This window comes from Vibrio penaeicida (genome assembly GCF_030689305.1).
Taxonomy (GTDB): Bacteria; Pseudomonadota; Gammaproteobacteria; order Enterobacterales; family Vibrionaceae; genus Vibrio; species Vibrio penaeicida_B.
Genome location: NZ_JAUYVM010000025.1, coordinates 46,383 through 73,273, shown reverse-complemented (window position 1 = coordinate 73,273; position 26,891 = coordinate 46,383). Strand labels below are relative to the sequence as shown.

General features: G+C 43.9%; 21 protein-coding genes. 13 read left to right on the top strand and 8 right to left on the bottom strand.

All coding sequences use genetic code 11. The annotated features are described in order from the left end of the window. Together Q8W40_RS25750 and Q8W40_RS25745 are read left to right on the top strand one after the other, a co-directional pair. Positions 1 to 657: IS3 family transposase (locus tag Q8W40_RS25750; RefSeq protein WP_305401347.1), on the top strand; the 657-nt coding region annotated here is incomplete at its 5' end. 22 nt (positions 658 to 679) lie between these two features. Further along, positions 680 to 1,015, top strand: a complete 336-nt coding sequence (locus Q8W40_RS25745) for a hypothetical protein (protein WP_305401345.1) — start codon at positions 680 to 682, stop codon at positions 1,013 to 1,015. 372 nt (positions 1,016 to 1,387) lie between these two features. On the opposite strand, the gene galM is transcribed toward Q8W40_RS25745, so the two are convergent. The 7 genes from galM to Q8W40_RS25710 form a co-directional block, all read right to left on the bottom strand. Further along, on the bottom strand, positions 1,388 to 2,416 hold the full coding sequence (gene galM, locus Q8W40_RS25740; protein WP_305401344.1) for a galactose-1-epimerase: 1,029 nt from the start codon (positions 2,414 to 2,416) through the stop codon (positions 1,388 to 1,390). Further along, the gene (gene galK, locus Q8W40_RS25735) at positions 2,413 to 3,570 is read right to left on the bottom strand and encodes a galactokinase (protein WP_305401342.1); all 1,158 of its coding nucleotides are present in this window, start codon (positions 3,568 to 3,570) and stop codon (positions 2,413 to 2,415) included. The genes galM and galK overlap by 4 nt, the downstream gene beginning before the upstream one ends. Before the next feature lie 32 nt (positions 3,571 to 3,602). Further along, complete coding sequence (locus Q8W40_RS25730; protein ID WP_305401340.1) at positions 3,603 to 4,655, bottom strand: UDP-glucose--hexose-1-phosphate uridylyltransferase; 1,053 nt, start codon at positions 4,653 to 4,655, stop codon at positions 3,603 to 3,605. An 82-nt stretch (positions 4,656 to 4,737) separates the two neighbouring features. After that, a complete protein-coding gene (locus Q8W40_RS25725) occupies positions 4,738 to 7,872 on the bottom strand; it encodes a beta-galactosidase (RefSeq protein WP_305401338.1) in 3,135 nt (1,044 codons plus the stop codon). A 198-nt stretch (positions 7,873 to 8,070) separates the two neighbouring features. Continuing rightward, positions 8,071 to 9,297 carry an ABC transporter substrate-binding protein gene (locus Q8W40_RS25720; RefSeq protein WP_305401336.1) on the bottom strand — a complete coding sequence of 409 codons (1,227 nt, stop codon included), beginning with the start codon at positions 9,295 to 9,297 and terminating at the stop codon, positions 8,071 to 8,073. Between the two features lie 108 nt (positions 9,298 to 9,405). Then, a complete protein-coding gene (locus Q8W40_RS25715) occupies positions 9,406 to 10,257 on the bottom strand; it encodes a carbohydrate ABC transporter permease (protein WP_101110953.1) in 852 nt (283 codons plus the stop codon). Beyond that, a complete protein-coding gene (locus tag Q8W40_RS25710; protein WP_305401334.1) occupies positions 10,257 to 11,177 on the bottom strand; it encodes a carbohydrate ABC transporter permease in 921 nt (306 codons plus the stop codon). Before Q8W40_RS25710 ends, Q8W40_RS25715 begins: the two co-directional genes overlap by 1 nt. Before the next feature lie 286 nt (positions 11,178 to 11,463). Between Q8W40_RS25710 and Q8W40_RS25705 the strand changes: the two genes are divergently transcribed. The 11 genes from Q8W40_RS25705 to Q8W40_RS25655 all read left to right on the top strand — a co-directional run bounded on the left by Q8W40_RS25705 (position 11,464) and on the right by Q8W40_RS25655 (position 25,616). Next, positions 11,464 to 12,555: an ABC transporter ATP-binding protein gene (locus Q8W40_RS25705; RefSeq protein WP_305401332.1), complete on the top strand. Its 1,092-nt coding sequence runs from the start codon at positions 11,464 to 11,466 to the stop codon at positions 12,553 to 12,555. 347 nt (positions 12,556 to 12,902) lie between these two features. Beyond that, entirely contained in the window at positions 12,903 to 14,807 is a 1,905-nt protein-coding gene (locus Q8W40_RS25700) for a methyl-accepting chemotaxis protein (protein ID WP_305401331.1), read from the top strand. A gap of 68 nt (positions 14,808 to 14,875) precedes the next feature. Beyond that, complete coding sequence (locus tag Q8W40_RS25695) at positions 14,876 to 16,582, top strand: pyridoxal phosphate-dependent decarboxylase family protein (protein WP_305401330.1); 1,707 nt, start codon at positions 14,876 to 14,878, stop codon at positions 16,580 to 16,582. A 195-nt stretch (positions 16,583 to 16,777) separates the two neighbouring features. Beyond that, positions 16,778 to 17,158, top strand: a complete 381-nt coding sequence (locus Q8W40_RS25690) for a cytochrome b562 (RefSeq protein WP_305401329.1) — start codon at positions 16,778 to 16,780, stop codon at positions 17,156 to 17,158. 37 nt (positions 17,159 to 17,195) lie between these two features. Continuing rightward, entirely contained in the window at positions 17,196 to 17,615 is a 420-nt protein-coding gene (locus Q8W40_RS25685; protein ID WP_305401327.1) for a hypothetical protein, read from the top strand. A gap of 8 nt (positions 17,616 to 17,623) precedes the next feature. After that, positions 17,624 to 18,076, top strand: a complete 453-nt coding sequence (locus tag Q8W40_RS25680; RefSeq protein ID WP_305401325.1) for a hypothetical protein — start codon at positions 17,624 to 17,626, stop codon at positions 18,074 to 18,076. Positions 18,077 to 18,101: 25 nt separating this feature from the next. Next, positions 18,102 to 18,791 carry a DUF3047 domain-containing protein gene (locus tag Q8W40_RS25675; protein ID WP_305401323.1) on the top strand — a complete coding sequence of 230 codons (690 nt, stop codon included), beginning with the start codon at positions 18,102 to 18,104 and terminating at the stop codon, positions 18,789 to 18,791. A 144-nt stretch (positions 18,792 to 18,935) separates the two neighbouring features. Then, positions 18,936 to 19,622 carry an HAD family hydrolase gene (locus Q8W40_RS25670; protein ID WP_305401322.1) on the top strand — a complete coding sequence of 229 codons (687 nt, stop codon included), beginning with the start codon at positions 18,936 to 18,938 and terminating at the stop codon, positions 19,620 to 19,622. Positions 19,623 to 19,872: 250 nt separating this feature from the next. Beyond that, positions 19,873 to 23,340 carry a TIM-barrel domain-containing protein gene (locus Q8W40_RS25665; protein ID WP_305401320.1) on the top strand — a complete coding sequence of 1,156 codons (3,468 nt, stop codon included), beginning with the start codon at positions 19,873 to 19,875 and terminating at the stop codon, positions 23,338 to 23,340. A 135-nt stretch (positions 23,341 to 23,475) separates the two neighbouring features. Continuing rightward, the gene (locus tag Q8W40_RS25660; RefSeq protein WP_305401319.1) at positions 23,476 to 24,882 is read left to right on the top strand and encodes a hypothetical protein; all 1,407 of its coding nucleotides are present in this window, start codon (positions 23,476 to 23,478) and stop codon (positions 24,880 to 24,882) included. A 14-nt stretch (positions 24,883 to 24,896) separates the two neighbouring features. Then, a complete protein-coding gene (locus Q8W40_RS25655; RefSeq protein WP_305401318.1) occupies positions 24,897 to 25,616 on the top strand; it encodes a hypothetical protein in 720 nt (239 codons plus the stop codon). A 169-nt stretch (positions 25,617 to 25,785) separates the two neighbouring features. Here Q8W40_RS25655 and Q8W40_RS25650 read toward each other — a convergent pair whose 3' ends face one another. Then, the gene (locus tag Q8W40_RS25650; RefSeq protein ID WP_305401317.1) at positions 25,786 to 26,847 is read right to left on the bottom strand and encodes a polysaccharide deacetylase family protein; all 1,062 of its coding nucleotides are present in this window, start codon (positions 26,845 to 26,847) and stop codon (positions 25,786 to 25,788) included. Between the last annotated feature and the right edge of the window lie 44 nt (positions 26,848 to 26,891).

The following is a 26,891-nucleotide window of genomic DNA, read 5'->3' as shown; positions in this document are numbered from 1 at the left end:
AGTCTGAGTCGATATCGTGCTAGTAAAATAATGAAAGTGCTCGGCTTGGTGAGCAGACAACTATCAAAGCACAAGTATAGGAAGCAGCCTTTAGAGCATGTAGAGATCCCTAATCACTTGGAGAGGCAGTTCGCTGTTACTGCTCCAAATCAAGTATGGGTAGGAGACGTCACTTATGTTTGGGCTGGAAACCGTTGGGCTTATCTAGCAGTTGTCCTTGACTTGTTTGCTAGAAAACCTGTTGGTTGGGCTATGTCTTTTTCACCTGATAGTCAGCTGACAAGCAAGGCACTGAAAATGGCTTATGAGTCACGAGGAAAGCCAACAGGAATTATGTTCCATAGCGATCAAGGAGCGCATTACACGAGTCGAAAATACCGTCAGACCCTATGGCGATACCAAATTAAACAGAGTTTATCTCGGAGAGGTAACTGTTGGGATAATAGTCCGATGGAGCGCTTCTTTAGAAGCTTGAAAACAGAATGGGTGCCAACCAGTGGTTATCGTAGTTTAGATGAAGCTTGGCAGAGCATTGTTGGCTATATCATTAGATACTACAGCCAAATCAGACCGCACCAGTACAACGGTGACCTGACTCCGAATGAGTCGGAAAGACTTTACTGGGAAACTTACAAAACTGTGGCCAATTTTAGTTGACCACTACAGTGAGCACACGAGTGTGAATCGCACCCTGTTAGCAAATGAAGACTCAGGAATCATAGCCGGAACGTATTTTGGCATAATGAACATCGTTGTAGACGAGTTGAATCAAAAGGTATATTGGAATACTGCAAAAGCAGTACAGCGAGCAAACTTTGATGGCTCTAACTTAGAAACTCTGTATTTAGATGAAAGCCATGATGGAAACCTATTTGCATTGGGGCTGTCAGAAGATTCGAAGTATTTATATTGGTCAAATCTAAACAATATTCATCGCTTAGATTTACAAAGTAATGAAGAAAATACAATTATTCATTCAGGGAAACACCGTATTCTTGGGCTATCAGCATACTGATCACCCGTATATATTATAGTTACACGATGAACATATAAGTACCTATGTTAGAACCTGACTACTTATACCCAAGTAACCTCAAGATGCTTGGTTCAGCGAGAGTTAACTGGCGTTCAGACAAGACACCGATTTGAAGATCTAGTCATTCTAAATCAAAAATCGGTAACGCAGTATGAACGCCAGTTAAACTCGCCCTTGGGAGCCCATATTCTGCCCTATCCCTTCGTCAAAAAACTTGGAAAGGATTCATCATTCCACTGCGTTCTTTTCCTTGAGCTAGAACAGAATATGAGGCTCTGAATCCTGTATCTTGAGGTCACTTGGGTATAGATGGTCAGGTTTTATTTATCGCGCCCCAAATTTTACTCAATCTCAAAACACAAATTGAAATGACGTGGTATGTAGATAGGGTTTACCTACCTTTAATAAGCAAGCAGACAAATTTCGATTTGGAGAATTAGGGAGGCACTGAGTTTCAAGAGCAATACCGCTGTGAATATTGTATGCCTCCTCTTTTCCTATTGTGCCTGCGAGATAGTTTCCGCTGTACACTTGAATCGCTTCTTGGTTCGTCGAAATATTCAACGATACTGCGGAATCAGAAGATATTAGTGAACACGCTTTTGTCAGAGTTGGCTGTTCTTGATTAGCGTTTTCAATTGAGCTTTTGAGAATAAAAGAATGATCGTACCCTCCAACTCTTTGCTGATGTTCATCGAGTAACAAATCCTGCTTAATACTTTTTGTAGTATGAAAATCAAAGCCCGTTCCTATAACACTCATAGGTTCCGATTCTGGAATGCCTTCTGCATTGACGGGTAAGTATTCATCGGCATGAACATTTAGCTTGTGGTTAAGGATGTCGCTCTGTCCATCCAAATTAAAGTAGGCATGGTTAGTTAAGTTAACAATCGTGTCGCCATTGGAGTGCGCTGAATATTCGATGATCAGCCGATTATCTTCACTCAGCTCATACTTTGCTTTTACCTTTATCTGAGCAGGAAAACCTTGATCGCCATCGGAAGACACCAGTGTTAGCACAACGCACTGGTTGTTGTATTGCTCAATGCGCCAACGCCTTTTATCGAACCCTTCTGTACCGCCATGCAAACTATGCGGTGCTTGGTTTTGCGAAACTTGGTATTCCGTATCATTCAGTGTAAAGCGCCCATTTTCGATACGATTTGCATAGCGCCCTACGCTAGCGCCAAAGTACGCAGTTTGGCGATAAAAATCACCCATGTTGTTTACGCCTAAAACCACGTCCCGAGCACCACTTTCTAGGGGTAAAACACAGGTTAACCATGTTGCTCCGATGTCCATCACAGACACCGACATGCCTTGTGAATTGGTCAATGTGACCACCTTGGGTGGCTTACCGTCTCTTGCTATTCCTTTCATAGCGCAACGACCGACGCGCCAGACTCAGCAGAGCATACGTGCAACTCGGCATGAAGCCCGAATTTATCAAAGTAACTGGGGATCACGTTTTTTTGAATAAGTAGAATGGCTTCTTTAGGGGCAAGTGCAACGACACAGCCACCAAAGCCTCCGCCCGTCATTCTTACGCCGCCGGTACTCCCTATCAAATCGTCGATTTTTGCCACCAAGTAATCAATTTCTGGAATGGTGATTTCAAAATCTTCTTTCATCGATCGATGGGATTCACGCATCAGTGTAGACAGTACTTCGACGTTACGCTGTTTCAACGCCAAACTGGCGGAAACCGTTCTTTCATTTTCAGTGATCACATGCCTTGCTCTGCGATAAACCACGTCGCTTAGCTGATCTTTAGCAAAGTACAATTGCTGTTCTGATACGTCTCTCAATGCGGGAACATCGAAGAATTTTGCGGCTTCTTCGCATTGTTGGCGTCGCGTGTTGTATTCGCTGTCTACCAAGCCACGTTTCTTGTTGGAATTTATGATTAGAACCCCCAATTCGTCTGGCAGCGAGATTGGCAACGTTTCTAATGTTCGGCAATCGATAAGCAGTGCACTGCCCTCTTTGCCTTTTGCTGAAATCAATTGATCCATGATGCCGCAATTACAGCCTACAAACTGGTTTTCGGCCTCTTGTCCATTAAGCGCAATGTCTTGTTCGTTTATATCAAGGTCGTAGATCTCAGACATGGTTTTACCAATCGCGACCTCCAGTGACGCAGAAGAACTCAACCCTGTTCCTTGGGGGATGTTGCCCGAAATCACCAGATCTGCCCCCTGAAATACATACCCACGATGGCGTAAATGCAGTACAACGCCACGAATGTAGTTCGACCACATTTTATTTGGCTCATTTAATATCGGTTCTGCGATATTGAACTCGTCGTATTCACTGCCATAATCCAACGCAACGATTCTTATTAAGTTGTCTTCGCGCTTTTTGGCTGCCACAACCGTTTGATAGTTGATGGCACACGGCAACACAAACCCGTCATTATAATCGGTGTGCTCACCTATCAGGTTTACTCGCCCAGGAGCTTGAATTAAGTGACTAGGCTCTTGCTCAAACGCATCGATAAACGAATGTTGTACGTGTTTCACCAGCTCGTTCATGTTTTCTCTCCGAATCATTTTACCAAGTGATATCAAGCTTGCTTGTAATGCACATCACTCAGTGCAGATAACTTTTCTGCCGCTTGTTCTGGCGTTAGATCTCGCTGATATTCCGCGAGCATTTCGTAACCCACCATGAATTTTCGTACGCTGGCACTGCGTAATAGCGGTGGGTAAAAATGTGCGTGTAATTGCCAATGATCAATGTCGCGCTCGTCTTTAAAGTACGGAGCAAAGTGCCACCCCATCGAATAGGGGAACGAGCATTGAAATAGATTATCGTATCGAGTGGTTAAGGCTTTAAATGCTTTGGCAAGATCTTCCCTCTGCGCGCCATTCAGCTCTGTAAAACGCTGAGCTTTAAACTTCGGGAGCAATAATGTTTCGAATGGCCAAGATGCCCAATAAGGTACAACGGCAATCCAGCTTTCCGTTTCGACAACAACCCGCTCTTGCAAGGCTTGCTCCCTCAGCGCGTAATCCAACAGTAAATTACTGCCATGAGAGTCTCGGTACTCCCATAACAACCCATCTTTACGTGCGATTTCATTCGGTAGAAAGCTGTTCGCCCAAATCTGACCATGTGGATGAGGCTGCGAACACCCCATCATTTCACCTTTATTTTCGAAAGCTTGTACCCAAAGGTATTCTTTACCGAGTTCTGTCACTTGAGCGTCCCAAGTGTTTACCACTTCCGTAATTTGACTCACACTTAGTTCAGGCAGTGTTTTGCTATGGTCGGGAGAAAAACAAATCACTCGGCTAAGCCCATTAGCCGCACCACTTTGAAAAAGTGGGTCGTCCGATTTTTCTGGTGAAGGAGAATCAGGCATGAGTGCTGCGAAATCATTTTGGAACACAAAACACCCTTTGTAATCTGGGTTCACTTCTCCTGACACCCGCGTATTCGTTGGGCATAAATAACAGTCGCCTTGATAGCTTTCCTCGCTACCCAGTTCAATTTCATCACTTTGCCCACTCCATGGGCGTTTTGCTCGGTGTGGAGAAACCAATATCCATTGCCCTGTTAATGGGTTGTATCGTCTGTGAGGGTGCTCCTTGGGGTCAAATTGACCTAAATTCATTGCTTAATTCCTTGTGTATGCGTTTACAATTTATTTTAAAATTCTTTTCATCCAGAGGTTAAATCCAAGATTGAGCGCTTACTCAGCCGTTCATATTTGGCTTCAACGTGATCTGGTAGTGGTATGAATGGTCCGTAAGTAGAAATTCGGAATGGACACTTGGCGTCCATGAATCATCGCCGCCAACACCCATGTGGGCTCCGTCTATGTTCACATACATCAACCCTGTTTCGATTAATTCATTGGTGTGTTTTGCTTGCCCAACGTGTTGGGGGTTGTATTGAGACATATTCAAATGAATCGGTTGTGAAAGCGGTGCACTTAGCGTGAAATCACCAATGGTCGCTCTGGTCACATCACACCTCAGCCCTGCTTCAGTCGGGAATATATAAGGGGTGAACCAATCTCTGGCGGCTAATTGATAATGCCCTATATGTGCCGAAAGTTGTCGGTCGGGGTAATTTTCATGCGGTCCTCGCCCAAACCAATCGACAGACTGATTACTGTCTGAAAGCGCGAAAATCAAACCGACTCTAGGCAAAGAAGGCAGCCCAGAAGCCACTTCTACTTTTACACTTATTTCCAATTCGCCGGAGAACCTTACGTGATAAACCCAGCGCGTTTTGATCAAGCAAGATGTTTTATGGCGGTGAGAAAAATCCGCTTCAATTTGCACGTATCCACCCATGTGTGTAGCGTTGAAGCGGGTGCAGTTTTGTGTCATGTCCCATAAACCTGCACTTTTCCAACGAGAAACCCAAGAGTTGGGATCAACATGATTTGCTTCGCTAGTTCCGATGTCGTTGTCCAAAGGCGCGCGATAAAAACAGTCTTTTGGTGGCTCTGCCATTACGTTTTGACCGTTCACTAACCACTGTGTGATAAGCCCGCTTTTCTTGTCGAATCGAACGTTGAATTCTTGCCCTACTATTTCTACTTGGTCAGCCATCACGTTGAGTTGGACGTCACCACTTTTCTCAGGGGTTTCGCTATCAATAAGAGCTTTACTGCTTTCGAGCGACGTTATTGTCGGTACATTGAGTTGCTCACTGGCGACTTCAAAACCAGCATTCGCCCATGGCTGATCGTTACTTAGCACCACGTGCAAGTTAAGGTAACGCTGCGCATTCGCTTGAGTTGGTAAATTATGTTCAGACAACACAATAGATTCTTTTTGATTAGGGACGGTGTTTAACGGCAACTGCCCAAGCTCAACAAGGTTATCTCCTTCAAGGAGTTGCCAATGCAGTGTGAATGTCGCATCCAATGGAAATAAATGTTCATTGGAAACACGAATCTGCAAATTCTGTGCACTTACTAGTGAGAACTGGAAAAACTGCTGCGCCTTTTTCACCTCTACCAATGTGGGATGAGGGGTTCTATCAGGAAAAACCAATCCATTGATGCAGAATTGCCTGTCGTTAATGCGGTCGCCAAAATCGCCACCATAAGCCCAATAGGCGGTTCCGTTATCGTCTGTTTTTGTTAGCCCTTGATCGACCCAATCCCATATAAAGCCGCCCTGTAACCTTGGGTAATCTCGAAACGCTTCCCAATATTTATCAAAGCTGCCTAAGCTATTCCCCATAGCGTGCGCGTATTCGCACAAAATGAGCGGGCGCGACTCATTCGGTAGAGAAATCCATTTTTTGATGCCGTATTTGTTAATTTTCTCAGGGTCTTGGTTAAATGCCACATCGTTTTCAACACGAGAATACATAGGCACAATGATGTCAGTAGCCGACGTATCAGCGCCGCCACCTTCGTATTGAACAGGGCGAGTCGTATCTGCGTTTTTGATCCATTGATACATGGCGTGGTGGTTGCCACCTACCCCAGACTCATTACCCAAAGACCATATGATCACACTCGGGTGATTTTTGTCTCGCTCCACCATTTGCGAAGCGCGCCTCATGTAGGCAGGAAGCCATGACACATCGTCTGAAAGGCGGCACATTGGAAACTGACCATGGGATTCTATATTGGCTTCGTCTACCACATAGAGCCCGTATTGGTCACATAATTCATACCAATAGGGATGATTCGGATAGTGAGCGGTTCTAACTGCGTTGAAGTTGTTTTGTTTCAGTAAAAGCACATCTTCCAACATGCTTTCTTTCGAAACTGCGTGCCCAAACTCAGGGTGATGCTCGTGCCTGTTTACACCGCGAATCAATAAGGGCTGACCATTCAACCGAAGCAGTCCGTCAATAATATCGACTTGTCGAAAACCGACGGCATACGCTTCACAATCGAGTAAATTTTCCGCGTCATCAAACAATGAAACCACACACCGGTAAAGGTATGGCGATTCTGAACTCCATTTATTTGGATGACTCACTTGAATACTGTGATGCGTCCTGTCGCTCCATCCGCCCTTTTCATCGACCAACACTTCTCCTGTACGGGCAAAGTCGGATTCCATCACGCTTTTTCCTTCAGAATCATAAAGCGCGATACGTGTTTTTAGCGTGGATACATCGCCATGAACGTGCGTTCTTACCTTCAACAATGCATGACAATACGACGCATCCAGTTCAGTTTGAATGGCAACATCGTCGATTCGTTGTTTCGGTTTTTTGAGCAAATAAACATCGCGAAAGATGCCGCTCAACCACCACATGTCTTGATCTTCGAGGTAGCTCCCATCCGACCACCGCATAACCATAACGGTGATTTGATTCGAGCCTGATGCGATATGTTCGCTCAAGTCGAACTCTGCGGGTAATCGGCTGTCTTGCGAATACCCTACCCATTTGCCATTACACCAAAGATGAAAAGCAGAATTGACACCATCAAACACCAAACGAACTTGCTGCTCTAAATCTTGCTCATCGAGCATAAAAGTGTGGCGATACACACCTGTTGGGCTTTCACTCGGAACGTAAGGTGGGTTGTCCTCGAATGGGTATTTTACGTTTGTGTAAATAGGAAAATCATACCCTTGTAACTGCCAATTGCTGGGAACGGCAATCGTGTCCCAACTCGAATCATTGAAATGTTGACCAACGCATTGCTCTTCAACTAATTCGGGCTGAGGGAATAACTTGAAGAACCACGATCCATTCAGATACTTGCGTGCACCATCACCGCCTAACACCGCTTCTTTGTGTTCAGAATGAGCGTGTAACGGGGCATGGGCTTTAAGAACATTGTGATGTGTGATGTTCTGATTTTCCCATTCTCGAGCCGTTAAAATATCCGCAAACTGTCTCATGGTATCGCCTTCAAAATAGAATCTTGTGGAACGTAAAGTCTTGGGGGACATAAAGTCTTTTGAAACATTAAGCCCTAAGAAACATATAGTCCTCAGAACATACAGTCTTGAGAAACATAACGTTTCAAGGCTCTTTGATGCCCAATTAAAAAAGAGAAAAGAATGCCGCAGCCCTACACTGCGGCAAATCAAACCGATTTACTTAAAGGTTCTTTGACGCGCTTTTTCAAGGCGCTTCAAAATCTTGTCTAGGCGCTCAGGGTGAACCATAAATTCTTGGAACCCTTTCATCCCTTCTTTCGCCATCGCAGGATCGGTATCTCGGTCGTAAAACTGTGCGGTGCCTGCTGCACTGCTTAACATTGCAACGCCTTTATTCAAGAACGGATCGTCCTTAACTGAGGCCTTTTTGTTGGTTGGAATTTGAAGAATGCTGTCGTTAATCAATGATTGAATTTCAGGAGTCGCGACAAACGCTAGGAATTTGCGAGCTTCTTCTTTGTTCTTCGCTTTGCTAGGAATATGAATGGTATCCATAGGCGCGTCTTCGGCTAAGCCCACAGATGAATCAATCACAGGGAACTGGAAGAAGCCCATTTTACCATCCATTTCTGGTGGGAAGTTTGGCGTGATGAAGTTACCAATTAGGTACATCGCGGCTTTTCCGTTGTAGAGGAAAGGCTGCGCTTCTTGCCAAGAGTAGGACGCGTGATTTTCCAAAAAGTAACCAGGCTCAACCAATTCAACCCACTTCGCAAAGGTTTTCTTCACACGTTCATCGGTATAAGGCACTTTTCCATCCATTAGCTGAATGTGGAAATCCAAACCATTGGTACGAAGGTTCAAGTAATCAAACCAACCCGCAGCTGTCCACAAGTACTTGGTTCCAATGGCAAACGGAGCCACGTCATTCGCTTTCAATTTAGCGGCAGCGGATTTTAGGTCGTCCCACGTTTTAGGCTCTGAAATACCAAATTTTTCAAACAGATCTTTACGGTAGTAAACGCCCCATTGGTAATAGGTATAAGGAACACCGTATTTCTTCCCATTGACCGACATAGCAGGCGCAGCGGAAGAGAAATCTTCGTTCATACCATTTTGTGCCCACAGATCACTGACGTCTTCTAGCAATCCACGATCCACAAATGTTTTCATACGGTTGCCTGCAAACCAGAACACAACGTCTGGTGGCGACGTGACCAACCAATTACGGATTGTCGTTTTGTACGATTCGTGGTCATAGAGGTTGTATTTCACCTCTACGTCCGGATTTGCCTTTTGAAAGCGTGCGACTACTTCATCCCATGCTTTCTTTGGCGCAGCGTCCGATGCATTTGAGTTAATCACTAGCGTACCTGCAACCGCGGTACTGGCTATTGAGGCAGCGAGCATCACAGAAGTCGCAATGTGTTTCACGTAGTTCATAATAAGGTCCTTGTTGTTGAGCGGTTCTCTTTGTGGTCCAAAATAGGATTATTATTGTTTTACTTTTGCCAAACCCGTTGAAAATCTAATGCCTTAGTTTCGATGCGATTATCCTTTTGTCGCCCCAAGCGTAAGCCCAGCAATAAAGTGGCGTTGCATCGTAAAAAATAGAACAACTGGTGGTATTGCCGCGACAACGGCACCAGCAGAAATAAACTGCCAAGAAGCCAACCACTGACCTCGCAGCGCACTTAGCCCTGCCGTTACTGGCCTTACTTCGTCGCTTTGTACTAACACCAGAGCCCAGAAAAAATCATTCCAAATAAAGGTGAATACCAATACTGAAAGTGCAGCCAGTGCTGGTCTCACGAGAGGTAACACGACGTGCCAAAAAATTCGCCATTCGCTCACCCCTTCAACACGTGCCGCTTCGATAAGCGCATCAGGGATCCCGACAATAAAGTTACGCATGAACAAGGTGCAAAACCCTGCCTGAAAAGCGATATGGAATAAGATCAATGCCGAGCGCGTATCATACAAACCAAAGGTAATGGTTAGGTCACGCACAGGAATCATGAGGATTTGAAATGGAACAAAGTTCCCTGCAATGAAGGTGGCGAATATCCAGATATTGGCTTTGAAGTTAAATTTTGCGAGGGCATAGCCACCAAGAGTAGACAACGCTACAGCACCAGCAACCGCAGGTAAGGTAATCATAAGGCTGTTAAGCAGGTATTGCCCCATTGGGGTTGAGGTGAATACTTGCGAGTAATTTTCGAAAAATTGAATCTCGCTAGGAATACCCCAGTAGTTTCCTTTGTTTATGTCTTCAATGGATCGAATAGACGTCATCATTACAGCCATAAGAGGAAGCAGCCACATCAGAATCGAAATAGGCAAAGCAACACGATAGCTAATATTGGTAAAGCGCCCGGCTTTTTGAATGGGTTGTGGGTACATTACTTTTCACTCCTCAACATACGCCACAAGAAGTAAGCGATATAAACGTCCATGATTAAGAACAGAACAACGGAAACAGAAGCTCCATACCCCATTCGATAATTGAAAATCGACTCTTCATACATTTGATACGCCAGAACAGAAGAGCTACCCCAAGGGCCACCTGCAGTCATGGTCGCCACTAGATCGAAAGATCGAAGTGCGCCAATAACGGTAACAACAATGGCAATAAAGGTGGCGGGTCTTAACTGGGGAAGAACGACATACCAAAGCATTCGCCATTTTTTTGCGCCATCCAAACGCGCCGCTTCAATTTGTTCTGGATCGAGGTTATTCAGCCCAGTGAGGTACAAGATCATGCAGTACGACACCTGAGGCCATAAACCAGCCGCAATAATGCCGTAAGTGACATAATCTTCATCCGATAAAATAGCGATAGGTTCGATACCTATGCTTGATAAAGTGATGTTAAATAATCCAAATGTCGGATCGTAAAACCACGCAAACACCAGCCCAACCACGACTTGTGAAATGACAAACGGAAAAAAGAATAAAGATTTTACAACCCGAATGCCTTTAACTTGCTGGTTGAGGAAAAGCGCAATCGCCAACCCTGCGGGGGGCGCTATCATGAAAAAGATCAGCCATAGAAAGTTATTTTTCAAAGAGGTATAAAAAGCTTCGGATTCAAACAGCTCTATATAGTTACCCAATCCAACCCATGTTTTTTCGCCTAATCCATCCCACTCAAAAAAACTCAACCAAATGCTGTCTATGATCGGGTAAATCACGTAAACCAGAAAAATAGCCATTGCTGGTAACAAAAATAACCACGGCGTATATCGCCGAAGTGTGCTTCTTTTCCTCTTTGCTGAAGGCATCCCATTTCTGGGGTATATCGTTTTCACAGATTGTTCCATTTTCATGCATTCCTTTTCAATTTTCGCCCAAATCGCTTTGAATCTAAGTAGAAGCGATTTGCGAAAAAATGCTGCCTCTTACCTGTGTGTATTATCAATATAGGATCATCGGCGTAATTTTGCACAGTATAAAACTCAAAATGTAAACGTTTCCACAAAATTCATAAAAACGAGACCTTTTTAGTTGATCGCGATCAACTATTATTAACAAGTCGCTAACAAAAAACGCTCGTTCACGTATTTTAAATTTTAATTATTTCTATTTGCTTGTACTTGGGAGTCCAGAATGGCAGACATCACTCTACAAAACGTCATAAAAGAATATGGCGATATAAGAACGATTCACGGCGTAGACTTAGAGATCAATAATGGTGAGTTTGTCGTTTTTGTTGGTCCTTCCGGTTGCGGGAAGTCGACTCTACTCAGGTTAATAGCAGGGCTTGAGGAAATTACTGATGGGACAATTGAAATAGAAAACGAAATTGTAAACGACGTCGATCCTGCTGAACGTGGCGTCGCCATGGTTTTCCAATCATACGCGCTCTACCCCCATATGACCGTAGAAGAAAATATGGGTTTTGGATTGAAGATGACAGGTCACTCCAAAGAAGAGGTGGAGAAACAAGTTACTGTTGCAGCAAAAACATTACAACTGGATCCACTGCTTAAACGTAAGCCGAAAGAGCTGTCGGGTGGTCAAAGGCAGAGGGTAGCGATTGGTCGAGCCATTGTGCGCAACCCTAAAGTGTTTTTGTTTGACGAGCCTCTTTCCAATTTAGATGCAGAATTACGAGTGGAAATGCGTCTTCAAATAGCGAAGTTACACCAGGAATTGCAAAACACCATGGTATACGTAACGCACGACCAAGTTGAAGCCATGACGCTAGCCGATAAGATAGTCGTATTACGCGCGGGTAATGTAGAGCAAGTTGGAACACCGCTTGATCTGTATCATCACCCCATAAACGAATTTGTCGCCGGCTTTATCGGTTCGCCCAAGATGAATTTCATCGAAACACAATTAATTTCATATTCAGCTCAAATTCTCATATTAAAATCCCCCGACGATTCAATAATAGCAATCCCTTATAAAAATGAATTGTCTGCAAAACCTGGGGATTTACTTACTCTCGGAATAAGACCCGAACACCTAGTAATTGGAGAAGAAAGTGATATTCAATTCCAATTCGATAGCGAGGTAGTAGAAAGGCTCGGGAACAGTACTTATATGTTTGGGCAATCATTGGGAATCGATGGATTTACAGTGTATTCACCGGGTGATCAAGATGTTAGTAAATACCAGTCGCTCACTCTTGGATGCCAAGCTCAAGATATTCATCTGTTTTATCAAAACGGTCAAAATGTAACAGCAAAATAACCAATCAGGGAGGATTTTCCTCCCAATTCCCTTCCAAACCAATGTAAAAAATTGTTTCAACCATTTCTTTAAATTCACATAATCCACCAATATTTTTTCTCACTTTTGATGCTTGTGAAATAAGCTCATTTTTGACGTGATCATCATCACACTTATGTATTATGCAACCTAGAAAAAGCTCATAGATAGTTTTATTAGTATGTCATAATCCGCCGGATATTAACTCGGTATTCATAAAACTAATAATACATAACACTGAGTGAACTTACGTTTGTCGGAATTTATTTCCGTGAATAGCTCTATTTTCGACTAACAATAAATTTACGTACCAACGTGTGAGGGTAGCTATGCGATTAGGTTTTAAAGCACGAATAAATTTGAGTGTTGTCTTGCTGGTAGCGGTATCTCTGTCAATTTTGGCAACGATTAGTATCATCAACCTTAAAGACGAAATGATTGCTGGGCTTCAAAATGCCACTCAGCAAAAACTGAACAGTCACGTCAAAGAAATTGAAAACGAGATGGAATCGAAAATTCGAACCATCCATCAGGGGGCTTTGCATTTCAGTAAGGATTTGAGCGATAAAGAAAACATAGACCGAGTTCTTCTTCTCTCTGAAACCTCTTTGATCTCGGCAATAATGATTGCCTACACCGACGGCCGTAACTACATGTCTGATGACGGCGGCATTAAAGAAGTGACCGACCGCTATCTAACCCGCCCTTGGTTTACCGATACGGTGCAGAGCAGAAAAACCATCACCAGTGATATTTATCAAGACATCATCACCAAAAAACAAGTCATGAGTATTTCAGCACCGGTTTATCAAAACGGTGAATTAATTGCTGTGCTGATCGGTGACGTAAATCTGGATGGCATTGTTAACCAAGTGGGTTCTATGCGATTTGCTGGTGGTGCTGCAACCTTGTCTGATCGTAACCACAAGTTTTTTGCGAGTGATGACCCTAGCGATATTGGCAGAACACCTTCTCAAGTTAGCCCTACTTTCCAAGTGATCGAAAATGGCTTCCGCTCTGGTCAAAATGGTTTGGTTCAATTCCCTTACTTAGGCATCGACTTTGATGGTTACTTCCAACGCATTAAGGTAGATAACGACAACTTCTGGACCCTTATGGTCTTTGTCGATCAGAGTACCGCATTATCTGATGTCAACGACGCGGTGAAAGCATCGATCTTTGTTGGGCTGCTGCTTCTAGCCATCTCAACCATCATTATCTTCTTTGTAATTAACCAGTTGTTCCGACCATTAGATCACTTGAAAGCCGCAGTGTTGGATCTTTCAAATGGAAATGGTGACTTAACAGCACGCCTTAAGGTCGACCAAAATGACGACTTAGGTCAGATTTCTGAAGGCTTCAACAAGTTCGTGTCTAACCTTCAAAACATGATTGGCGAGATTACTCAATCTAGCGCTCAAATTTCTGAAGGAATCCGAACACTCACCACATCGGCTAATCAGAACGAGCAAATGCTGCTTTCGCATTCGGCAGAAACCGAACAAGTGGTTACCTCTATTACTGAGATGAGCGAAAGTGCGCGTTCCGTAGCTGAAAGTGTGCAGCAGTCTTCTCAAGTTACCGTATCCACCGCTTCTGAAGCACACAATTCAAAAGCCGTGGTTAACAATGCTGTTCAAACTGTTCGCTCTTTAGTGGACGAAGTAGAAGAAATGGCAGAGCGCATTCAAGTAATGAATACCGATGCCAACCAAATCAGTGCGGTACTTTCCGTCATTGGCGACATTTCTGAACAAACAAACCTTCTTGCGCTTAATGCTGCGATTGAAGCCGCACGTGCAGGCGAACAAGGTAGAGGCTTTGCTGTAGTAGCAGATGAAGTTCGTGCCCTCGCTGCTCGAACACAAAACAGCACCACTGAAATTTCAGACATGCTAACTCGCCTTCTGGATGGCACCGACAAAGTCGTAAACGCGATGGAGACGACAAAAGAGCGCTGTAAGATCACAGCAGAAAAGACGTCAGAGGTTTCTGGCAGCTTGGATATTGTCTCTAACTCAGTAAATCAGATTGACGACATCAGCAGCCAGATTGCGACGGCGACTGAAGAACAAAGCGCCGTTTCAGATGAAATTTCACGCAACATGCTCGCCATTAGAGATATCGTCGAGTCGCTTGTTTCGAGCGGTCAAGACACGGTATCCGTGACACAGTCACTCTCAAAATCCAATGCCCACCTAGAACATCTAGTCGGTCAATTTAAAGTTCAATAAACAAAAGGGCATCAGAAATGATGCCCTTTCTTCTTGTAACAAAATATTTCCATAAGGATATAGATACTATGGACATTTCTTTGTTGAATGACGCACAAGCAAACCACACCACTCAAGAGTTTACGAAGCTATATAACGAAGTATTTCGTGATTTCTTCTCTCGCGACGAAAACTTGTGGCCAGTCTATAAAGATCCTGGTTTTGCCGCTCTTAATCATTTTCGTTCGAAACACCTTCAACCAAGCGAACGTTTGGGTGCATTTTCCAATAGCTCTGAACTTCATGAGGCTTTGCTGAATCAAAACCATGTGCCCGCAAACCGCATGAAGCCAACAGGAAAGCCAGACGACGTACTGGCATTTGCAGCAGCGTTATCAAAAGACTGGGAAAACCCCTCTTCCGTTGAAAATGTTATTACCATGCCATCCGATCCCGCGATTTATGGCGCAATGATGGGAACGCTCGCAAACCCTAATTTGGTTTACAGTGAATACGCTGGAATGGCAGAACAGCTAGAAAAAAATGTGGTTCGCCAGATTGCCAACGTAGTCGGTTACGATCAAAACGAATCAACAGGGCTTTTCACCCAAGGCGGCACATTCTGCAACCTATACGGCTATTTGCTTGGTCTTCGAAAATCATTACCTAAGGCTATTTATAAAGGGCTAGATTCCACTCGCGACTACCGCATTTTGAACTCACAAGGTGGTCACTATTCCAATATGACTAACCTTTCGCTGCTTGGTATCGACATCACCAATAAGACTATTCGAATTAAGGTAACAGAAAGCCACGAAATTGATTTGGTCGATCTAGAACGCAGCATGCGCGCATGTTTCGACGTGAATACCGTGGTTCCAACCATCATGCTGACGATGGGTACAACCGATACCTTTGCAATTGATCAGGTTAAACCGGTGTATGACCTTCGTGAACGCCTGTGCAAGGAATACGACATCGCAGTAAAACCGCATATTCATGTGGACGCCGCTGTAGGCTGGTCGATGATGTTCTTCATAGACTATGACTTTGCTGGTAACCCAATCGGTATTAACGAAGCAACATTGAGCGGTATTGAAAGTGTGGCTGCTCGTATGCGTGAACTGAAATACGCAGATTCATTTACCGTCGATTTCCAGAAATGGGGTTATGTTCCTTACACGTCTAGCCTTGTGATGATTAAAAACAAGAAAGACATGGACGCGCTTAAAAACGATCCTAAAAACTTCTCTTATTTTGAAAACGATCTACAAGAAGACACTCACCTTCAGTCCACTATAGAGTGTTCTCGTGGTGCGACGGGCTTGTTTGGCGCTTATTCAGCACTCAAATACATGGGCTTAGAAGGGTATCAGACGCTTATTGCCCACAGCCTACAAAATGCGAACTACATGCGCCATCAGTTAATGAAAGACTCAGCATGCAAGGTCGTGGTGCCGGAAAACCAAGGCCCTAGTGTGACGTTCCGCTTGTATGACCGCAATGTTGTTAAAGACGCGAATGAAGAGTTTGAGTTAGAACGCCACAGTACCAACAATGAAGCGATAAAGGCGCGTATGGAACACAATAGTGAATTCCATCGCCATATCTTTAACAACCGTGGCAAAACGGGCTTATACACCAACTGGGTAGAATTTATTTCACGTTCTAATTATGTAGGACGAGGGATTTATTCTTACATCCCAGGTGAAAAAGCCGTCTTTATGAACCCTGCCACGCAGCGAGAGCACATAGACGCATTCTTAGAACGTTTGTACTATTCAAGTCATAAATAGTTCTCAAGCCATAAATATTTCTCAAGCTATAAACAATTCGCACCATGATTTAGAGTGTAACGTTGTTCTCATGCCTAACCGCATGAAATTGTTAAGCTAACTCAAGTTAAAATTCAAAGCCGGTATCCGCCGGCTTTTTCATATCCAGAGAATGATACATAGGCTACAATCCCTTTTAAAAATAAAGGATAAGCAATGAAATCAGCAATCATATTATTCACTTCTCTCGTCGCATTTAGCGCAGTCGCTAAATCTGACCTTTCAGCCAACATGAAGCAAATGAAGCTGGCTTTTAACCAGGCAGCGGAAGCAAGCTCAGTAGAAGAGATGAGAGCACCTATCGAAGAATTTGAAAAACTCGTTTTACAATCTGCAAATGCGAGCTTCCCACCAGAGCGTGAAGAACTTTTCCAAAGCGGATTTACCAAGCTCACAGATGCTGTTGATAGGCTCGAATCAAAATTAGATAATGATGACCTTAACGGTGCGAAAACGATACTGAGAGAAATAGACGACCTGAGAAAAGAATACCACGACAAAAAGAAGCCTAGTATTTGGTCGACGTTATTTGGCTAAGCGGAGCGATACTTTCCTAATGAACCCGGAGTCCGCAATGGAATACATCAGTAAATGTGATTGTGGACGTTGCTCAGCAGAGATTGTGCTGAGCCAGCCACTAGAAAACTATGAAGCAAGGGCTTGCCAATGTGAATTCTGCTTGCCCCGCAATGCAGCGTATTTATCCGATCCGCTGGGTAACCTAATTCTTAGCCCGACATCTAGCTTAATGGCAATAACCCAAGGTTCTGGAGTGGCTCGCTTTTGGTTGTGTAAACACTGTGACGCATTACTTGCAGTAACGTATAAAACAGATACCGCAACCAAAGGGGCATTGAACGCATCGTTATTACTCGCGAAAGACAAATCACGCATCAAGATCACACCTACGTCACCTCATCTTCTACCTGCTGAAGCAAAAGTCGCTCGTTGGCGGTCTTTATGGATGGATACCATTTTCAACTCAAAAACATAGGACTCAAAATGAAGCATTTATTGGGCTTAGGACGCACCTCACTCCTCCTTTCTTTAAGTACGCTGTTCTCACCTTTTTCACTTGCGTTCGATTTAAACAATTACTCAACCTCATTAAATTATGCGCAAGTTAAGCAGGTGAAGGCGGTACAAAATGCAAACAAAAGTTGGTGTTTTCACACAACCGTAAGACACAACGACCAAAGTTGGGAGCATTATGCCGACGAATGGCAAGTCATCGATTTGGAAGGCAATGTTCTGGGTGTTCGCCCCCTCGCCCACCCTCATGACAATGAGCAGCCCTTTACGCGCAGTAAGTGTGGCATTCAAATACCTCAATCTATTACCAAGGTGGCCGTAAGAGCAAAATGCAACGTACATGGTTATGGTGGAAAGCCAATCATAGTCGATCTCACCGCATCGAAAGGTGATGGGTATTCAGTACGCCGTATCAATGAGTAATCGTTAAAGTAAGGAAACGGTGTTGATGAATATATCCAATGTATATCCAGTCGGTACTGTCGTATTTGTCTTGTTTATGGGGCTAGGGGCATCATCGCTATGTGCTCAAACGAGCCAAGTATTGCTAACCAACGGAAATACGCAAGAGTGGGAACAAGAGTCCTTTTCAGGTCAAACACGTTACGAAACCGTGAAGCTGGACGATGAAAAAGTGTTAAGAGCGGTTAGTCAGGGTACAGCATCTGGATTAATTCTAGCGAAGCAAGTTGATCTCCTTGAAACGCCTTATCTAAATTGGAGTTGGCGAGTAGAAGAGAAGCTCCCTCAATTGGACGAACGTTCAAAAAATGGCGACGACTACGCCGCTCGGCTCTATGTGGTTATTGATGGAGGGTTAATGGCTTGGCGAACCCAATCCCTTAATTATGTATGGTCCAGTTCGCAGGATAAGGGAGAGGTTTGGGACAATGCGTACGTCGGTTCAAAAGTAAAAATGCTCTCCGTGCAGGGAGTCAAATCACAGGCTCATCACTGGTATAGTGAGAAACGCAACGTATACCAAGATCTCATTACTTACGTTGGCGACAAAGGCAGCGACAAAGCGAATCAAAAAGCCTATCAATACATTGATGTTGTCGCCATTATGACCGACACCGACAACAGCCAATCAAAAGCGGAAACCTATTACGGGGATATCGTCTTCAGCGCCAATTAGACACTGACTTTGGGGTGTTTTTTAGCCATTCAGAAATGTATTCTCAGCCTATGCCAAACAATCATATTTACATTATTGATTTCAAATGGTTAGATTGCATCGCTTTGCTGAAAAAGCGAAGGCTCAGAGAGGCGTAGATAAGAAATGATTAAAGCGGTTTACTTTGATTTAGACAACACCCTCGTTGATCGAAATGCGAGTATCGATCGCTTTGCTCTGAAGTTCTATGACCATTTTTCTGAGCAATTAGTTGAGAGTGATAAAGATAAAATATCTTCATTGATTAAAACACTGGATAATGGTGGCTACCTGAAACCGGACTCTCCATACAAACGGATCTACACCGCCATTGCCTATGAACTCCCCAAGCAACTGAACTGGCACTCCCCTCCTCTTCCCATTGAAATCGAGCAGTTTTGGAAAGACAACATTCCTGAATGTGCCGTTGAAATGAACCATGCACATGAACTGATTTCCACACTCAAGGAAAAAGGCCTCCACTTAGGTATAATTTCAAATGGAGAAGAATGGAGCCGTCAACGCACAGCACACGCTACGTCATTTTCACACCATTTTTCTCAAATAATAAGCTCTGAAAAGACCGGCTATAAGAAACCGGATAGCCGAATTTTTATAGAGTCAGCGAGAAGTGCTGGCTACTCTACGCGCGAATGCATTTACGTTGGTGATCATCCGGTAAACGATGTACAAGGTTCAATAAATGCCGGAATGAAAGCCATTTGGTTATCAGGCTATCACCCTGCGCCTCACAACTCTTTACTATTCGAACATGCAAGAAACTTAAAAGAAGTACAGCTTTTATTGTCTTAATTCAATCAAATTACATTAATTATAAACTTGTATTTTAATCCCAAAACATAATCGAATATTAATTTCAAATAAAAAATAGAAAAGAAATACTAATATTAAATAGCAAAAACTTTTATTAAAATAATATCCCCACTGTAAAAAAGTCTACTACTCTTATTCCAGCAAATATCTTCACCTGTATATAAATCTAATTATAGTCAAAGATAATATTTGCGATACAAACTATAAACTCGTTAAGTTGGAATTAAATATGAATAAAAAAGTAGATGAGAACGATCTATTTATAAAAAATAAAGAAGATAATAAATCGTTATCGGTTAACACGGATAATCTGTCAAAATTTGAAGGTAAGTATGAACCTTCCGATAAGTTTGAATTTAAAACCGTTGAAGAGTTCTTTGAAGATGATGGGCAGATTCAAACCTATCGAGATTGGTCTACACTCGGCTTCGTTTTAGGCTGTAACCAGCCAACGGACAACAGCATCGAGCTTAAGTTTGAAACCGATGAAAGCACTCCTTGTGCCATTCTGATTAGCTTCCCAACCCCGACGGTATTCAGGTTAAGGTTCCACCCACTCGCAGAAAACGCCGAGTTTTACCCTAAAGCAAACTCCCGATCCATCGTTATGGATAGTGAGCAACAACTGTGCAGCAGTTTTTCTTCACCTGCTTTAGAGATTGAAGAGACAGGCATAGATTTTACGGTGTTCGCTAAAGATTCTGCAACAAACATCGCAACCATGAAACTGGTTATCAAGAAAAATCCATATCAGCTTTCGGTCTATAAGTTTGATGGCAGCGATTATATTCTGGCACACCAAGATGCATTCAACTCTATTTACTACCGCAAGAGAGTAAAATACTCAGATGATCTTGGCGAGAAATTAGAATACTCAATTATTCAAGCGAAGGAAATGCCAGAAAAGGCGAAATATATTGGGTTCGGTGAAAAGGGAGGCGAAAACCTCATTAGAAACGGAAGTAGGCTAACGTATTTTAATTTTGATAATATGCGTTATAGACAAATATATAATAATGGACCAAAAGATATACGAGAACCATTATACGATTCCAATCCGTTTTTCCTTGAAACAAACCGCTATGATGACAAAAAAGTCGTTTACGGAATATTTGTCGATAATTTATCAGAAACATTCTTTGATTTGGGTAGCTACAATTACAACAGAGAATATCTGTTTGGTAGTATTTACGGCGATCTCGACTACTACTTCTACCTTGGTGAAGATACACAAGATGTACTGAAACAGTATTATAATTTTGTAGGTAAAACGCGTTTAAAACCTCGCCACAGCTTGGGTAACCAACAAGGATGTTATGGCTATATGAACAAGGGCGACCTTGAAGATGTGACCAATGGCTATCGTGGGAACAGCATTCCACTTGATGGGTTACACGTCGACGTCGATGTTCAATTTAACCATTGTACGTTTACCATGAACGAAGATTCCTTCCCTGCTGATACATTTGATACCCTTGCTGGTCGCGGCATCAAATGCAGTACAAACATTACTCCAGTCGTCAGTTACGTCAACTTCGACTACAAAACCTTTGAAAGTGGCGCCAAAAACGGGCTGTTTATCTCTGCCGACCAAATCAACGGCGGAAGCTCAAACTCTGAAGCAAGCGAAATTTTCTATCAAGGCGGTGTTTACTACGGTGGTGAGCGAGGAACATTTGGTCACTACCCAGATTTTGCACGTAAAGAAGTACGCCAGTGGTGGGGACAACAGTACCGCCTACTCTACTCCCGTGGATTAGAGATGGTTTGGCAAGACATGACCACGCCAGCAATCCCTGACCCAAGTGAACAAGAAAACACATACATCTATGCACCATGCGCTGATGATTACTGGCGTATTCCAGACAAAATTACGGGCGACAGCCGTTCGTTGCCTTTCGAGCAGCTCGTCTCCGATAACTCGTTGAAGAAATACGAAGGCGAATCCAGCAAAGCTAAGCAAAGACTGGCGAAAGGCGACCGAGCCCCAGCTGCATCGATCAGAAACTTGTACTCATACAACCTGCACAAAGCGACGTACCATGGTTTGAACACGCTATGGCTGATCAACCCGTATAGCTTTACCACGGTTGGCGAAAGCGGGATAACTGTAGAGGAATCGCAAAACATCATTAACGCGCTTGTGAAAGATAAGAAGCTAGAACTTATTGATGCAAGCCACCAGCTGTATAAAGTGCTTTCTTCATCCAAAGCTAAGCTCGCACTTCCTAAGTCGCTCAAGCAGTACGAAGCTGAAGTCCAAGCCATTCTTGAGCAATCTCTGACCATCGAAGCCAGACGTGCCAACAAGCGTAACTTTATCGTTGGTCGTGGTGGGTTTACAGGCATGCACCGTTTTGCAGCGCTTTGGACTGGAGATAACGCGTCTGAATGGGACTTCCTGCAAATCAATATTTCGCAGGTTCTCGCATTGGGCATGGCGGGTCAAAGTATGTCTGGTCAGGACATTGGTGGGTTTGAGCCTGCAAACGGCACCGCACAAGAGTGGGCGGACCCAGAATTGTTCAGCCGCTGGATTGGCGCAGGTGCATTCCTACCTTGGTTTAGAAACCATTACTCGCGTAAAGGCACTAAGAAATTCCAAGAACCGTACAAATTCCAAGACGTTATCGATCAGGTTAGCCCAAGCGAAAAATACCTTTATGAAGCTGTACTGCCCATATCGCAGTACTACGTTCAATTGCGTTACCGCTTGATGCAGGTGTTCTACGATGGTTTGTTCAAGAATACACTGGACGGCTTACCCATTGTGAAACCCCTTATCGTGTCCGATGGGCATGACAACGCGCTATACAACGATAAAGCGGGATATCTCAACAACGAATTCATGGTTGGGGATAGCTTGTTAATTGCACCGGTCCTTAAAAAGGAAAACACAGGTTCGAATGGCTATCGCGATATCTACGTACCGAGTGGCAGCCGTTGGTATTCATTCAAAAACAATACTCAGCCGTTGTCGGCAGCCGTTGAAGGCGGAACCGAGATCATCGGTTACAACGCTCAAATCAGTGCTTCGCCAGACAAAGTACCTTTCGTTGTGCCTATCTACGTTCGCGAAGGGGCTATTCTACCAACCATTGAGCTTGAGCAATATGTTGGCGAACTGAACAAAAGCCACCAGATGAACCCGGTGACGTTAAACATCTATCCGGGTAAAGAAACGGAATACATCATGTTTAATGATGATGGGGAAAGCCGTTCGTCCGCTCCGAAAGGTCTGGTCGAGCAAGGTGCGGATCCGTTGGCCAACAGTGAGTTCAGAAAAACACGTATCCACCATCATTTTGTCAACGATAAGCAGCGTGACATCAGCCTAGCATGGTTGCACAACAACTATGCTCCACTGGAAGATCACTACTACGTCGCTATTCAAGATGATCCGGACTTCCCAACCGAGCCACTATCTTCCATCAAATTGGTGTCTGCGAACATCTCACCTTCCGTTGATGAACACATTGAATTTATCAACGTTGGATCAGATGAAGCAAACGCAGAAGCGCTTGCAAACAGCCAATCAAACGCTTGGTACTACAACCACAGCATTCGTACATCGTTTGTGAAAGTGTTCTTTGATCAATCACTTCAAACGCTTACGCCTGTGGCAGGTGATGTTCACCAAGATGCTTACAGCCTAGCAGATGCGCCTAACTACACATTGCAGGTCACGTATAAGTAACCGCTGTTTCCCATAACAGAAAAAGCAATGCTATCGCCACCCAAGCAAAACCTTTTGTTTGGGTGGCTCATTTCAAAAAGAAACTCAACAAATTTAGCGCTGGGATTAATGCCCAACTTGAATCAAGGAAAAACCATGATTAAAACTTTCCGTATTGTTGCCGTCGGATTGCTCGCCATTTCGGGGTCGGCAATTGTAAGCAATGCCGCAGCAGAAACAGAGCCAGAAGTGCCAGTCAGTGACGAGTACTTTCAATCGGTATTAGTCAGTAAAGACTTTACGTTTGAAGATGGCTATATGATTGAATCCGCCGATTTTACTGGCGATGGCTATCCCGACATCGTGACGTTTGGGCTCGGTGCTTACTCAAAGGTATTGATTGATGACAATGTCTATTCATACCCGCTGAAGTCAAAAATATACTTATTTGAAAACCCTGGAATCGAGATTGATCAAGGCGACCAATCGTGGAAGCACAGAGTTATCGCGGATCTCGATACACCTGTTGCGTTGAACAAAGTCGATATCGATGGTGATGGAGACATTGATATTTTGATGAGCAACGAATATGGCAAGGACGTTAATGAACCGTTAAACGGTGGCGGAGCGTACTTTTGGTTAGAAAACCCAAGAATGAAAGGTATAGAGCAAGATAAGCCATGGGTGAAACACCTTATTGGTAATCACACGGCGATGCACCGAATTGTGGTTGGCAAATTTACGCAAGACACCACGACCCAAATCATTGCCATGCCCGTCACCGGAAAACAACACAATGTTCACGCTGCAATTCCCCTTGCCATTCATACAGTTCCAAGTAACCCCAAACAAGTAGAGCCTTGGGATAAAACCGTCATTATGGATAGCTATTTCCATGTCATTCATGATGCTTGGGTAGGGAAAAATGACGCCCTAAGCGATTTTGATGTTCTATTAGTGGGTAGCCAAGAAGGGATTAATTGGCTCTATTTTGGTAGAGATGAGAAATGGCACATCGAGCCTGTGAGCAAAGGGGAAACGGATCTATCGCCGTACATTAACCCCGTAACAAATGAACCCAAAACCGTGAATTGGTTTACCGGAACCAATACGCCAGCTCCAGGAAAAGTGAACGGTAACCCACATAAATTTATTGCAGCAATCGAACCTTTCCATGGCACCAAACTCGCCACATACGTAAAAAAAGACGGGGCTTGGCAGCGAAATGTCATTGGGCAATTTGGTGAAGTGGATTCCCAAGGTTTTGGGACAGGGCACTACATGCTGACTCATGACTTCGACCAAGATGGAACCGACGAATTTATTGGTGTTTTCTTACGTCCACCCGCAGGGCTCATTTACGGAAAGGTCAACGATCTAGAAAGCAACTCATTCGATGTCGTCAGAGTGTTTGAGAAATCGACTGCTCGCGCAACGCTGGCTGATTTTAACCAAGATGGAAAAAAAGACATCGCCACCATTGGATACAAAGTCCGCTTTTACTATGAAGAAGACGAGCCTCAGCTCTACATCCATTTAAACATTATCGATTCCAACAAGTAACAGAGATTATTCCTATGAAATATCATAATGAGCAATGCGCGCGTAAAACAGACGTTGATTTTGGATGCAAACATATCACTGGCGCCTATATCGAAGCTGCCGAACTTTACCCCATTGGCGAACGCACTATTGTCATCAACGTAAGTGATGAGGACATTGTCATATCGGGCGACCCAGTGACTCGTTTAGCCCCTCGTAAATCATTGGTTTCACAAGACACGACCATTGTTTCGGCTAAGCAGGTATTGCTTGTAAACGTCGTGACTCAAGAAAACCTTGGTAATGTGGTCCTTCAAGATGGCTGGCAGCTTGCTAGTGACATTTTTGGTGAGGGCTTAAATGGTGTACCACTTTGGCGCTCACCCATTACAACCGTTGGGAATGTTATTCAGCCAGACATTGCTACGTTCGATCAGAGCCCTCTTCCTGTTTGCGATATTAAGGTCAACCTTTGGTACGCACCATCACGTACCGACTGCGCCATTCACAACCATGAAACCGATGATTTTATTGAATATCACACTCAGATTGTCGGTGTAGGAAGGATGCAAAAATTCAAAGATGAACGAAAAGAGTCGCTGTATGAGGACATCGTTTTAGCGCAAGGGAATACGCACGAATTGTTCTGCGTCATTAGTGACCCCATAGAGCAAAGGTATGACTACCCTTGGCATCAATACTATTCAGACACCGACTGCATTTGGTTGGTAACAGAATTACATCCTAGAAGGTAAGCTCCCCCTTTATTGTTTTGTCATTCATAGCTGAGGTTAATTACAAAAAAATCCGATAAACAGTGTTTATCGGATTTTTCATACGCTTTATAGCATTATTTAAGCCCATCGAACTCGATAGATAAGCAGGCTAGATCCATTAAGACCAAGCCATATACTCAAATCAAAATCACCAATTATGAATAACTATCTCACCACGGTCTGGTGTTGCATCGAAGATAATGGATTGATCATCCCATTTGAACGCAAGAGCTTGCCCTGCTTGCTCCACCTTCTTAACACCAAATTGTGCTGGCACTTTCACTTTCAGTGTCAGCGGCTCGTCGTAGACTTCATCGGCTAGGGTATCGGTTAAGTTTAGCGTCATGGCTTTTTCATCTACGCTGACTAAATCGACAGTCGCAACCGCTTTTTGCTTGTGATATTTCACTGCTTTTTCGAACGTGGTGACCCAAGCATCGTCTTTGGATTTCACAATATCCAGCTGGTTTTCAAACACATCTTGCGGAACCAAATCACTCCAGTCGGCGCCGCCATCTGGTCCTACGATACTGTGCCAAGTTAGGATATATAAACCGCCTGACTCCAATGCAAAATCCAAGACAAATTCAAATTTTTCCAAGTCTTGAAGAATGTAAGCATTGGTTGAACGAAGGTAGTAATACGCCCCTTCCCATGTAGCAAAGTCGTAAGGCATCACCACATATTTAGCCGGATCCCATGCTCGCGCTGCAATGAAGCCTGTGTCGTGAAGATATTTAGCAATATCGCTATTGTAGCTACCAAATGGATACGCAAATGTTGTTGGGCGCTTACCCGTGTTCGCTTCAATTCGGTCTGAGGCGAACTTCACTTCATCATCGTAACGATCTGGAGTAACTGGCGGGTGCGTTATGCCCTGCCAGTCGGTGTAATCATCGTTAAAATCGTGGTGAAGTACCGTATGGTTAGCCATTTCAATGCCAGCATTGTGGCCCTGAACGATAGGCTCCCATCCTAGCCATTCCGCCGTTGATGTGGTGACAAATATCGTCGCGGCCATATCACGTTCCATAAGCTGAGGAATCGCAATGACTTTCTGACCTGGCGAGTAGTCGTCGAATGCCAGTACCACCGCTGCGTCTTGGAACCCCTTCCAATTCGCGATTTCGTAATCGAGTTGAGTGCTTGCCATAGCAGGTGCCGACAAAAGCCCAACGCAAGCCATCATAGTTAACTTATTGATAGTCATCGTATTATCCTTGTTGAACAACCGACAACCATCCTGTGCTACTT